Raw genomic sequence first — 14,552 nt, forward strand, 5'->3', positions numbered from 1 at the left:
CCCCCTCGGAGGGGTGCGCAGCCGCTCCGGGGGGTGCGCACGGCGAGGGGCGCGGAGCGGCTGCCGGGGCGGCCGCCGCTGGTCCTGCTGGTGCCCGCGCTGGTGGGGCTGGCGTTCCTGGTGCTGCCGCTGTTCGGGCTGCTCGTCCGCGCCCCGTGGTCCACGCTCGGCACCCGGCTCATGCAGCCGCAGGTGCTGGACGCGCTGCGGCTGTCGATGGTCACCGCCACCCTCGCCACCGGCCTGTGCGTGCTGTTCGGCGTCCCGCTGGCCTGGACGCTGGCGCGGGTCAGGTTCCCGGGCACCGGCCTGGTCCGGGCGCTGGTGACGGTGCCGCTGGTGCTGCCGCCGGTCGTCGGCGGCGTCGCGCTGCTGCTCGTGCTCGGGCGGCGCGGGCTGATCGGCGGATGGCTGGACTCCACGTTCGGGATCACGTTCCCGTTCAGCACCGCCGGGGTCGTGCTGGCCGAGACGTTCGTGGCGATGCCGTTCCTGGTGATCAGCGTGGAGGGCGCGCTGCGCGCCGCGGACCTGCGCTACGAGGAGGCCGCCGCGACCCTCGGCGCGGGCCGCTGGACGATCTTCCGGCGGGTGACGCTGCCCCTCGTCGCGCCCGGGGTCGTGGCCGGGGCCGTGCTGTGCTGGGCGCGAGCGCTGGGCGAGTTCGGCGCGACGATCACCTTCGCGGGCAACTTCCCGGGGCGGACGCAGACGATGCCGCTGGCCGTGTACCTGGCGCTGGAGACCGACCCGGAGGCCGCGATCGTGCTGAGCCTCGTCCTGCTGGCAGTTTCGGTCGTCGTGCTCGCGGCCTTGCGGGGCAGGTGGATGGAGACCTCCAGATGAGCGGAGCGAACCGGGAGGTGCGTGGGGCCGTCCCCCCACCGGGAGCAGTGAGCGGCGATGGGGGACTGGACGCGCGGCTTGTGGTGCGGCGGGGTGGGTTCGAGCTGGATCTCGGGCTGACCGCCGAGCCGGGGGAGGTCGTGGCGCTGCTCGGGCCGAACGGGGCGGGCAAGAGCACCGCGTTGCGCGCGCTGGCGGGCCTCGTCCCGCTGGCGGGTGGCCACGTCCGGCTGGCCGGCGGCGACCTGGGCGCGCTGCCGCCCGACCGCCGCGGGATCGGCATGGTCTTCCAGGACTACCTGCTGTTCCCGCACCTCAGCGTGCTGGAGAACGTCGCGTTCGGGCCGCGCTGCCGGGGCGCCGGCCGCCGCGAGGCCCGCCGCCGCGCCGCGCGGTGGCTGGAGCGCGTCGGCCTCGCGGAGTTCGCGTCCGCCCGGCCGCGGGCGCTGTCGGGCGGGCAGGCGCAGCGCGTCGCGCTCGCCAGGGCGCTGGCGGTCGAGCCGGGCCTGCTGCTGCTGGACGAGCCGCTCGCCGCCCTCGACGCGCACACCCGGCTGGAGATCCGCGCCGCGCTGCGCCGCCACCTCGCCGGGTTCGCGGGCGCGGCGGTGCTGGTGACGCACGACCCGCTGGACGCGATGGTGCTGGCCGACCGCATCGTCGTCGTGGAGGGCGGCCGCCTCGTCCAGGAGGGGACTCCCGCCGAGGTGGCCCGGCGGCCACGCACCGACTACGTCGCGCGCCTGGTCGGGCTGAACCTGTACCGGGGCCGCGCGAAGGCGGGCTCGGTGACGATCGACGGCGGCGCCGCCGGGACGCTCGACACTGTCGACTCACTCGAAGGTGAGGTGTTCCTCGCCTTCTCGCCATCCTCGGTGGCGCTGTACCGGACCCGCCCCGACGGCAGCCCCCGCAACCTCTGGCGCGCCCGGGTCGCGGCGATCGAACGGCAGGGCGACCGGGTCCGGGTCCGGCTGTCCGGCCCGCCTTTCGACGCCGTCGCGGACATCACGCCGGCGGCCGTCGCGGAGCTCCAATTGTCGGAGGGCAGCCCGATATGGGCGGCCGTGAAGGCCACCGAAACCCACGTTTACCCAGCTTGACCGGAACCAGGACGTTACGTGGCCGTGCCGCGCCCGTCATCCCCGGGCGTAGGTGATATCGGCCACAAAAGGGGCATGGAAGGGCCAATAGTGGACGGGATTGGTCCAGACCAAATAGCAAAAACGGCGGGTCTTGTTCATCATGCAAGGATCTGCGAACAGCTGAAGGAGTTGCCCGTGTCCAACCAGGTCTCCGGCCTCGACCAGGCCCCAACCGGCCACACCGAACTGATCGAGTGGGTGCGCGGGATCGCCGAGCTGACCAAGCCGGACCGCGTCGAATGGTGCGATGGCTCGGACGCGGAGTGGGAGCGCCTGACCGGCCTCCTCGTCGAGCAGGGCACCCTCACGCGGCTCGACCCCGCGAAACGGCCGAACAGCTTCTACGCCGCCTCCGACCCGACCGACGTCGCCCGCGTGGAGGACCGCACGTTCATCTGCTCGGAGAAGGAGTCGGACGCCGGCCCCACCAACAACTGGGTCGCGCCCGCCGAGATGAGGGAGACGCTGAACGGTCTCTTCGACGGCTGCATGGAGGGCCGCACCATGTACGTGGTGCCGTTCTGCATGGGCCCCCTCGGCGGCAACATCTCGCAGCTCGGCGTGGAGATCACCGACTCGGCCTACGTCGCCGTGTCCATGCGGATCATGACGCGGATGGGCGAGGGCGCGCTGCGGCTCATCGAGGAGCGCGGGTCGTTCGTCAAGGCCGTCCACTCCGTCGGCGCCCCGCTTGAGCCCGGCCAGGAGGACGCCAAGTGGCCGTGCAACTCCACGAAGTACATCACCCATTTCCCCGAGACCCGGGAGATCTGGTCGTTCGGGTCCGGGTACGGCGGCAACGCGCTGCTGGGCAAGAAGTGCTACGCGCTGCGGATCGCGTCCACGATGGCGCGGGACGAGGGCTGGATGGCCGAGCACATGCTCATCCTGAAGCTGACGCCGCCCACCGGTGAGACCCGCTACGTCGCGGCGGCGTTCCCGTCGGCGTGCGGCAAGACCAACCTCGCGATGCTGGAGCCGACCATCCCGGGCTGGAAGGTCGAGACGATCGGCGACGACATCGCCTGGATGCGGTTCGGCGACGACGGCCGCCTCTACGCGATCAACCCGGAGGCCGGGTTCTTCGGCGTCGCGCCCGGCACCGGCGCGAGCACCAACGCCAACGCCGTGAAGACGCTGTGGGGCAACAGCATCTTCACCAACGTCGCGCTCACCGACGACGGCGACGTGTGGTGGGAGGGCCTCACCGACGAGCCGCCCGCGCATCTGACCGACTGGCGCGGCAACGACTGGACGCCGGACTCCGACACCCCGGCCGCGCACCCGAACGCCCGCTTCACCACCCCGGCCGGCCAGTGCCCGATCATCGCGGACGAGTGGGAGGACCCGAAGGGCGTCCCGATCTCGGCGATCCTGTTCGGCGGCCGCCGCGCGTCCGCGGTCCCGCTGGTCACCGAGTCGTTCGACTGGCAGCAGGGCGTGTTCCTCGGCGCCAACGTCGCGTCGGAGAAGACCGCCGCCGCCGAGGGCGCCGTGGGCGAGCTGCGCCGCGACCCGTTCGCCATGCTGCCGTTCTGCGGCTACAACATGGGCGACTACTTCGGCCACTGGCTGAAGATCGGCAAGGCCACCGACCCGGAGAAGCTCCCGCGGATCTACTACGTCAACTGGTTCCGCAAGAACGCCGACGGCAAGTTCATCTGGCCGGGCTTCGGGGAGAACAGCCGCGTGCTGAAGTGGATCGTGGAGCGGCTGAACGGCCGGGCCGACGCGGTCAAGTCCCCGATCGGGCACCTGCCGACCAGGGAGGCGCTCGACACCGAGGGGCTGTCCATCGACGACGCCGACCTCGACACGCTGCTGACGGTGGACACCGTGGTGTGGAAGCAGGAGGCCGCCCTCGTCCCCGAGCACTTCGAGAAGTTCGGCGACCACATGCCGAAGGCGCTGTGGGACGAGTACCACGACCTGGTCCGCCGCCTGGAGCACTGACCCCGGGCCCGCGAGGCATGAGCCGAGGCCGGTCGCGGGCGCCCATGGGCGCCCGCGACCGGCCTTGACGTTTCCGCAGGTGTAGGGCCTGGAAGTGGGGAGAGATATCCCGCAGGAGGTCCGTTATGTTCGACCTGATGGCCCGCCACTGGTGGGTACTCGCCGTGCGCGGCGGGTTCGCGATCCTGTTCGGCGTCGTCGCCCTCATCTGGCCGGCCATCACCGTCTGGGCGCTGGTCCTGCTGTTCGGGGCCTTCGCGCTGGCGGACGGCGTGGTCGCCGTGCTGCTGGCGCTGCGCGGCACGACGGGCGCGCCGCGCGGCCTGCTCGCCCTGTCCGGCGTCGCGGGGATCGCGCTCGGCGTCGCGGCGATCGGGTGGCCGGGCATCACCGCGTTCGTGCTGCTCATGCTGATCGCCGCATGGGCGGTCGCCACCGGGGTGCTGGAGATCGTCGCCGCGATCGCGCTGCGCAGGGAACTGCGGGGGGAGTGGGCGTACCTGCTGTCCGGCGCGATCTCGGTGCTGTTCGGGGTCCTGCTCTTCGCGTGGCCGGTGTCCGGCGCGCTCGCCATCGTCTGGGTGATCGGGTTGTTCACGATCCTGTTCGGCGGCGCGATGGTCGGGGCGGCCTTCCGGCTGCGGCGGCTCGGCCAGGAGGGCGCGAGCCGCCACGGGGTGGGCACCGCCGCCCAGCACTAGCGGCCACCACCGGCGGCCACCACCGGCGGCCACCACCGGCGGCCACCACCGGCGGCCACCACCGGCGGCCACCACCGGCGGTCGTCGCCGGACGGTCGTCGCCGGACGGAACCTCGACCGCGGTTGAGGTCGCATAGGATGCGGCCATGACGCGGCTTGAGCACCGGGTGCACGAACTGACCGTCGGGCAGCTCGCCGAGCGGAGCGGCGTGGCCGTCTCGGCGCTGCACTTCTACGAGTCCAAGGGCCTGATCAGCAGTCGCCGGACGGCCGGCAACCAGCGGCGCTTCAGCCGCGACACGCTCCGCCGGGTCTCGTTCATCAAGGTCTCCCAGCGGGTCGGGATACCGCTCAGCCAGATCCGCGACGCCCTCGGCACGCTCCCCGAAGGGCGCACGCCCACGGTGGCGGACTGGGCGCGGCTGTCGGAGGCGTGGCGCAGCGACCTCGACGCCCGCATTCGCCAGCTCGAACGGCTCCGCGACGACCTCACCGACTGCATCGGCTGCGGCTGCCTGTCGATGAGCAAGTGCGCCCTCGCCAACCCCTACGACCGGCTCGGCGACGAGGGCCCGGGACCGCGCAGGCTCCTCGCCGAGCGCGGCGCAGGGGACGCCGAATCCCGTCCGGGAGGCGGAGCGGACGCGGACTGCGGCGACCCCTACGCCCCCCGGAACTAGGCCGTTCGACGCGGCCTCAACCACGCACGCGAGCGCGTGACCTGACCGGTGAGGTGAAGCCGGAGGCGAGCCTCACCGGGAAGATCGCGAAGCGATTCGCGCTCGCACAGGCCAGGTCACGGAGCGAGCCGCCAGGCGAGCGCAGTGGGCCTGGCCTGCAAGAAAATCAGCGGCCGTGCGGGTCTATACGGCGCGGGGCCGGCTCCCGTCCCGTCGGCTGGGTCGGCGCCGGGCGCGCGGGGATCTGCTCGATCGGCAGCTCGACCGGCTCGTCGCCCAGCGTGAACGGCTCACCGTGGTGCCACAGCTTGAGGCCGGGCCCGTCCATCAGCTCGTAGGCGGCCGCGTCCGAGGTGACGGTGACCTTGACCCGGCTGCCCCGGTACCGCATCCGGAACGCGAGCCGGCTGATGCCGCCCGGCAGCCGCGGCGCGAAGCGCAGCCGGCCGTTGCCCGCCCGCATCCCGCCGAACCCGGCGACGAGCCCGCTCCACGCGCCCGCCATCGAGGCGATGTGCAGCCCGTCGCGGGTGTTGCGGTTCAGGTCGTGCAGGTCCACCAGCGCGGTCTCGCCGAGGTAGTCGTGCGCCAGCTCCAGCTGGCCGACCTCGGCCGCCACGACGGCCTGCGTCTGCGCCGACAGCGAGGAGTCCCGGACGGTGAGCCCCTCGTAGTAGGCGAAGTTCCGGACCTTCTCCTCCTCGGTGAACGCCTCCCCGCACAGGTGCAGCGCGAGCACCAGGTCCGCCTGCTTGACGACCTGCTTGCGGTACAGGTCGAAGTAGGGGTAGTTCAGCAGCAGGGGATAGTGGTCGGGCTTGGTGGCCCCGAAATCCCAGCGGGCGTGGTGGGTGAAGCTCTCGCTCTGCGGATGGACGCCCAGCCGCTCGTCGTAGGGGATCAGCATGGCCGCCGCGGCGTCCCGCCACGACGCGGCCTCCTCGGCGTCCACGCCGAGCCGGTCGGCCACGTCCGGGTGGCGCATCGCCATCTCCGCGGCCTGCTGGAGGTTACGGCGCGCCATGAGGTTGGTGTAGACGTTGTTGTCCACGACCGCGCTGTACTCGTCGGGGCCGGTGACCCCGTCGATGCGGAACACGCCGCCCACGTCGTGATGGCCCAGGCTCCGCCACAGCCGCGCGGTCTGCACCAGGATGTCCAGGCCGATCTCCCGCTCGAACTGCACGTCCTCCGTGGCGTCCAGGTAACGCAGGACGGCGTCGGAGATGTCGGCGTTGATGTGGAACGCGGCCGTCCCGGCGGGCCAGTACCCGGAGCATTCCTGCCCGCGGATCGTCCGCCAGGGGAACGTGGCGCCCTCCAGGCCGAGCTGCGCGGCGCGCTCGCACGCCAGCGGCAGCGTCATGTGCCGCCAGGCGAGCGCGTCCGCCGCGGCGCCCGGCGAGGTGTAGGTCAGCACCGGCAGCACGAACGTCTCGGTGTCCCAGAACGCGTGGCCGTCGTAGCCGGGCCCCGTCAGGCCCTTCGCCGGGATCATGCGGCGTTCCGCGCGCGCGCCCGCCTGCAGGACGTGGAACATGCTGAACCGCACGGCCTGCTGGATCTCGGCGTCGCCGTCGACCTCGACGTCCGCGCCCTCCCAGAACTCGTCCAGGTAGTCGCGCTGCTCGGCCAGCAGGCCGCCGAAGCCGGTCCGCCGCGCGCCCGCGAGGGCCCCGACCACCTGGTCGTGCAGGGCGGGACGCGACCGCTGGCTCGACCACCCGTACGCGATGTACTTGACGATGCGCAGCTTCTGGCCGGGCTCCAGCCGCGTCGCGACCGTCAGCCGGCCCACGTCCTTGGAGCTCTCGGTGTCGATCGTCGTCGAGTCGGGGCCCTGGATGTCGTGCGACATCCCCGCGGCCATCCGCAGCCCGCTCTGCCGCGTCCGGTGCAGCAGCAGGACCTTGGTGCCGTTGGCGACGTGCTCCTCGCCGACCAGCGGGCTCTCCAGGATCGCGGAGGCACGCGGGTCCTTGCCGCCGCCGGGCAGCGCCTCGTTGGCCACCAGCTCCGACTGCGCGACCACCCGGACCGCCTCGTCCACCGGCTCGACCTCGTAGCAGATCGCCGCGACGGCCCGCTGGGTCAGCGAGACGATGCGGGTCGAGGTCACCCTGACCGTCTTGTCCGCCGGTGAGGTCCACTCGACGTGCCGGGTGAGCGTGCCCGCCCGCATGTCCAGGGTCCGCTCGTGGTGGTGGACGCGGCCGTACCGGACGTCGAACGGCTCGTCGTCCACCAGCAGCCGGATCACCTTGCCGTTGGTGACGTTGATGACCGTCTGGCCCGACTCGGGGTAGCCGTAGGCGGTCTCGGCGTGCGGCAGCGGGCGCTGCTCGAAGAACGAGTTGAGGTACGTGCCCGGCATGCCGTGCGGCTCCCCCTCGTCCAGGTTGCCGCGCATGCCGACGTGGCCGTTGGACAGGGCGAACACCGACTCGGTCTGGGCCAGGCGGTCCAGCCGGAGCTCCGGCTCGCGCACGCACCACGGCTCCACCGTGAACAGGGGCCGGTCGATCGCGGCCTGCCCCTCCCGCTCGATCACTCAACCTCCAACAGTTCTGACAGGTCGGACACCACGATGTCCGCGCCGTGCTCGGCCAGGGCCGCGCCGTGCGCGTCGTCCATGCGATTCACGCCCACGACGTAGGCGAACCCGCCGGCACGTCCCGCCTGGACGCCGGCGAGCGCGTCCTCGAACACCACCGCCTGCGCGGCGGCGACGCCCAGCTCCCGGGCGGCGGCGAGGAACGTGTCGGGGGCGGGCTTGCCGGGCAGGTGCCGCTCCGCGGCGACCACGCCGTCGACCCGCGCGTCGAACAGGTCGGTGATGCCGGCCGTCCGCAGCACCTGGACGGTGTTCGCGCTGGACGACACGACCGCCGTCTTCAGCCCCCGCTTCCGCGCCGCGCGGACGTAGTCGACGGAGCCCTCGAAGACCTCCACGCCCTTCTCCTCGATGAACTTGAGGACCAGCGCGTTCTTCCGGGTGCCGAGACCCCGGACGCTCTCGGTCTCCGGCGGGTCGTCGGGGGAGCCCTCCGGCAGCTCGATGCCCCGCGACTGCAGGAACGAGCGCGTCCCGTCCTCGCGCTTCTTGCCGTCGACGTAGCGGCCGTAGTCCTTCACGGGGTCGAACTCGGTGAACTCCGCACCGGTCCGCTCCGCCCGCTCCCTGAGGTAGCCGTCGAACATCTCCTTCCAGGCGGCGGCATGGACGGCCGCCGTCCGGGTCAGCACCCCGTCGAGATCGAAGAGACACGCCGCTGCCTCATCGGGCAGTCCCAGCATCCGTAACCCCCTGGAGAATGTCACCATCGGAAGAGATCCCTGGCACGCGCACCGCGTACTCGGGCCGGACCCTGGGATGGGGGCCGCGGCCGCTCGAACGCGGGGATCATGATCCCCGTACTCCCCTTGGTCAGGGTCGCACACGAGGAGGAATGATCCAATGCAAAAGGCGCGTATAGGCGTCACAGGGCTGGCGGTCATGGGCCGCAACCTGGCCCGCAACCTCGCCCGGCACGGTCATCCCGTCGCCGTGCACAACCGTACCGCCACCCGGACCAAGGCGCTCGTAGATCAGTTCGGTGCGGAGGGAACGTTCCTTCCGGCCGAGACGCCCGAGCAGTTCGTGTCCTCCCTGGAGCGGCCCCGACGCCTGGTGATCATGGTGAAGGCGGGCGGCCCGACCGACGCCGTCATCGACGAGTTCGCCCCGCTGCTGGAGCCCGGCGACATGATCGTCGACGGCGGCAACGCGAACTTCGCCGACACCCGCCGCCGCGAGTCCGCCCTCCGCGAACAGGGCATCCACTTCGTCGGGACGGGCATCTCCGGCGGCGAGGAGGGCGCCCTGCACGGCCCCAGCATCATGCCGGGCGGCTCTGCCGAGTCCTACGAGGCCCTCGGTCCCCTGCTGGAGGACATCTCCGCCAAGGTGGACGGGACGCCCTGCTGCACCCACGTGGGCCCCGACGGCGCCGGGCACTTCGTGAAGATGGTGCACAACGGCATCGAGTACGCCGACATGCAGCTGATCGCCGAGTCCTACGACCTGCTCCGGCACGCCGCCGGGCTCGGACCCGCCGAGATCGCCGAGGTCTTCCGCACCTGGAACACCGGCCGGCTGGAGTCCTACCTCATCGAGATCACCGCCGAGGTCCTCGCGCACACCGACGCGTCCACCGGCAAGCCGTTCGTGGACGTCGTCCTCGACCAGGCCGAGCAGAAGGGCACCGGCCGCTGGACGGTGCAGACCGCCCTCGACCTCGGTGTCCCCGTCGGAGGCATCGCCGAGGCCGTCTTCGCCCGCTCGGTGTCGGGCCACGCCGCGCTGCGCGAGGCGTCCCAGAACCTGCCCGGCCCCTCCCGCACCGCCACCGCCGGCCCCGGCTTCGCCGACGCCGTCGAGAAGGCCCTCTACGCCTCCAAGATCGTCGCGTACGCGCAGGGCTTCCACGAGATCCAGGCGGGCAGCGCCGAGTACGGCTGGAACATCGACCTCGGCGCGATGGCCACCATCTGGCGCGGCGGCTGCATCATCCGCGCACGCTTCCTGGACCGCATCCGCGCCGCCTACGAGGCCGACCCGGAGACCCCGACCCTGCTCACCGACGACCACTTCGCCGAAGCCCTCGGCGACGCCCAGGACGCCTGGCGCGAGGTCGTCTCCGTCGCCGCGCGTCTAGGCATCCCGGCACCCGGCTTCGCCACCGCCCTGGCCTACTACGACTCCCTGCGCGCCGCCCGCCTGCCGGCCGCCCTAACCCAGGGCCAGCGCGACTACTTCGGCGCCCACACCTACCGCCGCGTAGACCGCGAAGGCTCCTACCACACCCTCTGGGGCACCGACCGCACAGAGGTAATCGGCTGACCCACCTCTGCCGCTTCATTCGCGGCACCCCGCGAATGAAGCGGCCCCGCACTGGACACGCCAACGGCCCTGGACGAGACGGGTTCGTCTCAAATCCGCAGGGGTTGGGAGGTCAGGGGGCCTCGGCTCGGATCCTGTCGAGCAGGCTCCGCCATTCTTCCCTGGTGAATACCAGAGTGGGGCCGTTGCCACAAAGCTTGGTGTCACGGACGCCGATCGTCCCGTCGGGGGCCCGCCCAGCCTCGATGCATCCGCCGTTCGGCTCGCTGTGGCGGGACTTGCGCCAGTCGTGGAAGCTCTTGGTCATGCTCTCGATCCTGTCTGGTCGGTAAGCCTGCTGGCTACCCGATCAAGGAAGGTGACGCTGTCTTCGCGGGACAGGGCTGCCTCACGCAGGCGGTCATAGAGTCTTGCGTAGCGTGCTACCTCACCTCGTTGGGTCAGGACGTGATCGGCGGTGACGGTATCGACCACCGCCATTGGCGAGTCGCCAGGGTCAGCGAACGTGTAGAGGTAGAAGTCTGACTTGGGGAGGAAGCCTCCGGGAACGTGGGCATCGTGCCGGAGCACACGTATGGTGATGCGCTCCTCCTCCGAGACCCTCCTGATCATGTGCTGAAGTTGGGCGATCATCGCCTGTGGTGGCACGGCGAGCCGGTGGATCACGCATTCGTCGAGGACCGTTTCGTAGGTCGGGCCGTCCTGCCGGAGTAGCTCGCGTTGCCGCCGCATGCGGGCTTCGGCCATGCGCTCCGGGACGTAGTCGAGTTTCCCTTGACACTGATCCAGGTCGACGAGCGCCGAGATGAACTCGGGGGCCTGCAAGACCGCAGGCATCGCGGTCTGGTTGTAGTCGCGCACCGTGGCGGCGCTGTACTCAAGGTCGGCGTAGAGCTTCTGGCGAGAACCCATGGAGATGCCGTACTTATCCCACCAGCCCTTGTGTGCAGCCTCGCGGACGAGCTTGAGGAGCTTGCCGTACTGGTCGCCGGTGACTTCGAGGACCTCCAGCATGTTCATGATCTCGCCCACGTCCGGCCGTCCCTGAGCATTCTCCAGCCGGGAGATCTTGGTGCGGGAGTAGTACATGAGCTGGGCAAGGCCATCGGTGGTGAGGCCGCGGCTCTCGCGGAGTTTGCGGATCTCCGCCGCCAACTGGCGGCGCCGGACGTAGGGGCTCGGCATGACCGTCCTCCCGATATCGCGTCGGTCCACGATCCGTTCGGATCACTAACTCTCTGTGTTCGACCACTCGCGAGCAATCATAAGGTCACGCTCGGTCAAGCACTGACACGACAGCCGCCCCAGCCAATATCCGCACGTCCACACTTCGCACGCGCCCCATTCGCCCGCCCGACCCGCCTCACCGGGCACTGCTAAATAGCCCAAATGTCGCATGTCCTGATTTGCGAGCATGGCCTCTGCGGGCGGACGTCGGACGGTACCGCCTCGTCCTCTAGGTGCGCGCGAGAAGGCGGCAGCAAGCCTGCCCCAGCGTTTCGGCACCGGGCGCTGCCCCCGCGTCCGGGACCACGCGGGCTATGAGCCTCCCGACCGACCACCGCGGGCCGTTGACCGCCGCCGCCGGTTTGTTCTGGACGATCATCCGGACCGGTTGGTCTAAACTCGCTCGCTCACTTTTGAAGCCCTTGGGGTGGTGGCGCGTCAGGGGGCTCTCTTGGGCCGTGCGTTCAACTTCTCCGGCCGTGACCCGATGGTGGCCGCCTACGGGGCGTCCTGAGCGGGGGTATGAGTTGGTACCGTTCGCTGCACATTGAGCCACTGCTCGGTGTAGGCCGTCGTCTCTTCGATGAACTGCTCCAGGCCTGCCCGGTCGAAGTCTGATTCGGCGACGAGGTGCAGCAAGATGAATATCTGGGCCGACAGGACGGTCTCTGCATCGTCCGGGCCACCGTCCTTCGGCGGAGGGGCACCGACAGCACGGCGGATCAAGTCTTCGGCGACGAGAGTGTTGATCAGGTGCGCGTCCTCGCCAGCCATAATTCGCAATTCGGCGACGAAGCGGACAATCTCGCCGACGGTGTAGGTGGGCGAGAACCTGCGGCGTACCGCGACGTTGAATGCCCCGAAGAGCAGCGACATATACCCGGCCGCCGTCTCGTCGTCCTTCTGCATCTCGTCCTGCAAGGGCACCCACGCCTCCGGCCCCTCTAACAGGAACGACCGCAAAGCGAGGATGTTCTCCTCGCGAATCTCAACGCTCGAGTAGTCCATCTACCCGAGCAATTGATTGGCCAAGGAACGGGCGTCGGCCAAGAAGGCGTCTAGTTCCGTGTCGGTGAACTGCTCCTGACCCACGAGAGTCGCCAGAAGAACAACTTGGTGACCGAACTTCTTGTCCTTATCTGCGTCGACTATCGTACCTTTCTCCAATAGGTGCAGTATCAGACTTTCGGCGATCTGAGGGTCAATTGTGGCCGACATTTCATCGTCTATTCCGCGCACTTGTGCAACGAAGTCGACGACTTCTGACTCGTTCGACTTGGTTCCGTCCTTAGTGAATCGGCGCTCTACCGCTTCGATGAAGGCGGCGGCAATCAGTGCCGCATATTCTTTATTGGCCTCATCGCGGCCAAGTTGTTTCGCCAGTCGCAGATGCTCGTCGTGCTGTCCTGCCAGTTGAGCGCGCAACGTCGATACCTGGTGATCAGTTATCGGCATGTTGTGTTCCCCTTAGGCGTCGTAGAAGCCCGATGCCGTGTCGGGCTGCTTCGGTTCCGATTATGGCTATGCCGACCACTCCGAGTACGGCGTTCCCCGTCTTTAGTGGTTGATCTGCTGGACCTACCTGGTCGCCCTTGGTGCGGGCGCCACTTGCCTGGCCCGTTGGTTCTATTCGTTCAAGACCTTTCTGGGCGGGCTTGGCGTACTCGTCCAAAGCCTTGCTTGCATCGTCAGGCTTATCAAAGATTGAACGGTAAAGGTCAAGTCGTCGAGATTGATTTTCAGGACTGCGTCTGTAGTCGCGGGATGCAGGGTCGTCCCCGGGATTGCGAGGCTCGCCGCGCCCTGCGGTGTCGTTTCCCTGATTGCGGCTCGGTGGGGCAGGTCGACCGTCACTATCGAAGGCTATTCCGGTTCGGCCTTGGAAGGGGCTGGGCTCCTCTACTTCGGTCACATTCGTTACACGCGGAGCCCGTTCCGTATCGGAGTCATTCTCCGGCTGATAGCGGCGTTCGAGCCTTACCTTGCCTTGACCGTCGGAGCGGACATCAAGAAGTATGGGATTGGTCTTTCCTTCCTGGTCTGTCTCGTTGGTCTCGTGCGGGGACGGCTCAGAGCTAGCATCACCGGCCTTTTTATCATGGTCGCCGCCCTGGTTGCCGGGAGTCTCTTGTGATTTCGATGTCTGAACTGTTTCTTCAGACGACGGCGGGCTGTTGTCGCTGCTGGGCTCGCCGGGGGCGTCGGCGTGGGAGCCGGTGCCAGAGGCGGGTTCGGTGGCTTCGGCGTTCTGGCCTATCGGGTCGTCCCCAGGTCTGGATTGGGTGTCTGTGGTGCGCTCCAGGGGATCCAGCTCGCCGGTCGTGGCACCTGAATGGGGTTCTTGTGGGCCGGTGGGCTGGTCGGTGGTTTGCCCCGTTGGCTGGCGGGCGTTGTCGGTGGGCTTGTCGGCTTCGCGGGGGTTGTGCTCGAGGGTGGGTGGCGCCTCGGAGGTGTCGGGCTTGGGTCCGTCCTCGGTCTTGGCGTCGTCTGTCAGTGTGCTTGCGTCCTGTTCCTTGCCGGTGCCCTCGGTGTTGCCTGCTGGCCCTGCTTTCACGCCGTCGCTTTCGAGCTGCGGTGTGGCGGGCTGGTGGTCGCGCTGCTCGGTCGGAGGGCCGGCGGTGTCGGTGTTCTCGGTCCGCTGCGCACTGCGTTCTTGCTGTAGTTCGCGGGCGCGGGCGAGGCTTTCCAGGCGGGAGGGTTGGCCGGGGGAGCCGGGGTTGTCGGGTGGCGGTGTCCACTGCCGTTCGGGCGAGGCGGGTCTGTCGGCGGGTTCGGTGCGGGTGTCGGCCCGAGGTTCGGCGGGTTGGGCTTGGGGCCGGTTGCGGTCGCCGGGTGTGCCGGTGTCGGTCTCGCGGTCGGCGCTGGTGCCCTGGTCTTGGATGCGTGGATCGTCCTCGCGCTGGTCTTTGTCTTGGCGCTGCTGCTTGTCCTTGGCTCCGGGCCTGCCGGATGTCTCTGCATTCTCTTCGCCGCTGTCGGCCTGTTCCGAGGTGGTTTTGTCGTCGCGTTGTTCGCGCGGTGAGCTGCCGGTGTCCTTCTCTTGGGTCTGCTGCGCTCTGCTTTCTTGCTGTTCGCGGGCGCGGGCGAGGCTTTCCAGGCGGGAGGGTTGGCCTGGGGA

Annotated in this window: 13 protein-coding genes; 6 read left to right on the plus strand and 7 right to left on the minus strand. The window is 69.6% G+C overall.

Annotated elements, in window-relative coordinates; translation table 11 throughout:
* The first annotated feature begins 33 nt into the window (after positions 1–33).
* From E1289_RS30625 to soxR, 5 genes are all read left to right on the plus strand, one after another.
* Positions 34–846, plus strand: coding sequence for an ABC transporter permease (locus E1289_RS30625; protein WP_131986418.1), 813 nt, complete (start codon positions 34–36; stop codon positions 844–846).
* Positions 843–1,949 carry an ABC transporter ATP-binding protein gene (locus tag E1289_RS30630; RefSeq protein WP_131986420.1) on the plus strand — a complete coding sequence of 369 codons (1,107 nt, stop codon included), beginning with the start codon at positions 843–845 and terminating at the stop codon, positions 1,947–1,949. Before E1289_RS30625 ends, E1289_RS30630 begins: the two co-directional genes overlap by 4 nt.
* 177 nt (positions 1,950–2,126) lie before the next feature.
* Positions 2,127–3,944, plus strand: coding sequence for a phosphoenolpyruvate carboxykinase (GTP) (locus E1289_RS30635; protein WP_243713253.1), 1,818 nt, complete (start codon positions 2,127–2,129; stop codon positions 3,942–3,944).
* A gap of 125 nt (positions 3,945–4,069) precedes the next feature.
* On the plus strand, positions 4,070–4,645 hold the full coding sequence (locus tag E1289_RS30640; RefSeq protein ID WP_131986424.1) for an HdeD family acid-resistance protein: 576 nt from the start codon (positions 4,070–4,072) through the stop codon (positions 4,643–4,645).
* A 146-nt stretch (positions 4,646–4,791) separates the two neighbouring features.
* Entirely contained in the window at positions 4,792–5,325 is a 534-nt protein-coding gene (gene soxR / locus E1289_RS30645; RefSeq protein ID WP_131986426.1) for a redox-sensitive transcriptional activator SoxR, read from the plus strand.
* Between the two features lie 166 nt (positions 5,326–5,491).
* Here soxR and E1289_RS30650 read toward each other — a convergent pair whose 3' ends face one another.
* Both E1289_RS30650 and E1289_RS30655 read right to left on the minus strand, forming a co-directional pair.
* Positions 5,492–7,876, minus strand: a complete 2,385-nt coding sequence (locus E1289_RS30650) for a glycosyl hydrolase family 65 protein (protein WP_131986428.1) — start codon at positions 7,874–7,876, stop codon at positions 5,492–5,494.
* Complete coding sequence (locus E1289_RS30655; RefSeq protein WP_131986430.1) at positions 7,873–8,622, minus strand: beta-phosphoglucomutase family hydrolase; 750 nt, start codon at positions 8,620–8,622, stop codon at positions 7,873–7,875. Before E1289_RS30655 ends, E1289_RS30650 begins: the two co-directional genes overlap by 4 nt.
* 160 nt (positions 8,623–8,782) lie before the next feature.
* Between E1289_RS30655 and gndA the strand changes: the two genes are divergently transcribed.
* Complete coding sequence (gene gndA, locus E1289_RS30660; protein ID WP_131986432.1) at positions 8,783–10,207, plus strand: NADP-dependent phosphogluconate dehydrogenase; 1,425 nt, start codon at positions 8,783–8,785, stop codon at positions 10,205–10,207.
* Positions 10,208–10,319: 112 nt separating this feature from the next.
* On the opposite strand, the gene E1289_RS30665 is transcribed toward gndA, so the two are convergent.
* From E1289_RS30665 to E1289_RS38500, 5 genes are all read right to left on the minus strand, one after another.
* On the minus strand, positions 10,320–10,514 hold the full coding sequence (locus E1289_RS30665) for a DUF397 domain-containing protein (RefSeq protein ID WP_131986434.1): 195 nt from the start codon (positions 10,512–10,514) through the stop codon (positions 10,320–10,322).
* Positions 10,511–11,392, minus strand: coding sequence for a helix-turn-helix transcriptional regulator (locus tag E1289_RS30670; RefSeq protein WP_131986436.1), 882 nt, complete (start codon positions 11,390–11,392; stop codon positions 10,511–10,513). Before E1289_RS30670 ends, E1289_RS30665 begins: the two co-directional genes overlap by 4 nt.
* Before the next feature lie 540 nt (positions 11,393–11,932).
* The gene (locus tag E1289_RS30675; RefSeq protein WP_131986438.1) at positions 11,933–12,442 is read right to left on the minus strand and encodes a hypothetical protein; all 510 of its coding nucleotides are present in this window, start codon (positions 12,440–12,442) and stop codon (positions 11,933–11,935) included.
* Positions 12,443–12,889, minus strand: a complete 447-nt coding sequence (locus E1289_RS30680) for a hypothetical protein (protein ID WP_131986440.1) — start codon at positions 12,887–12,889, stop codon at positions 12,443–12,445.
* Positions 12,876–14,552 (minus strand): hypothetical protein (locus E1289_RS38500; protein ID WP_165970671.1); only part of this gene is annotated, 1,677 nt, incomplete at its 5' end. The genes E1289_RS30680 and E1289_RS38500, both read right to left, overlap by 14 nt.

Origin of the sequence: Actinomadura sp. 6K520 (genome assembly GCF_004349245.1) — a bacterium.
Classification (GTDB): Bacteria; Actinomycetota; Actinomycetes; order Streptosporangiales; family Streptosporangiaceae; genus Spirillospora.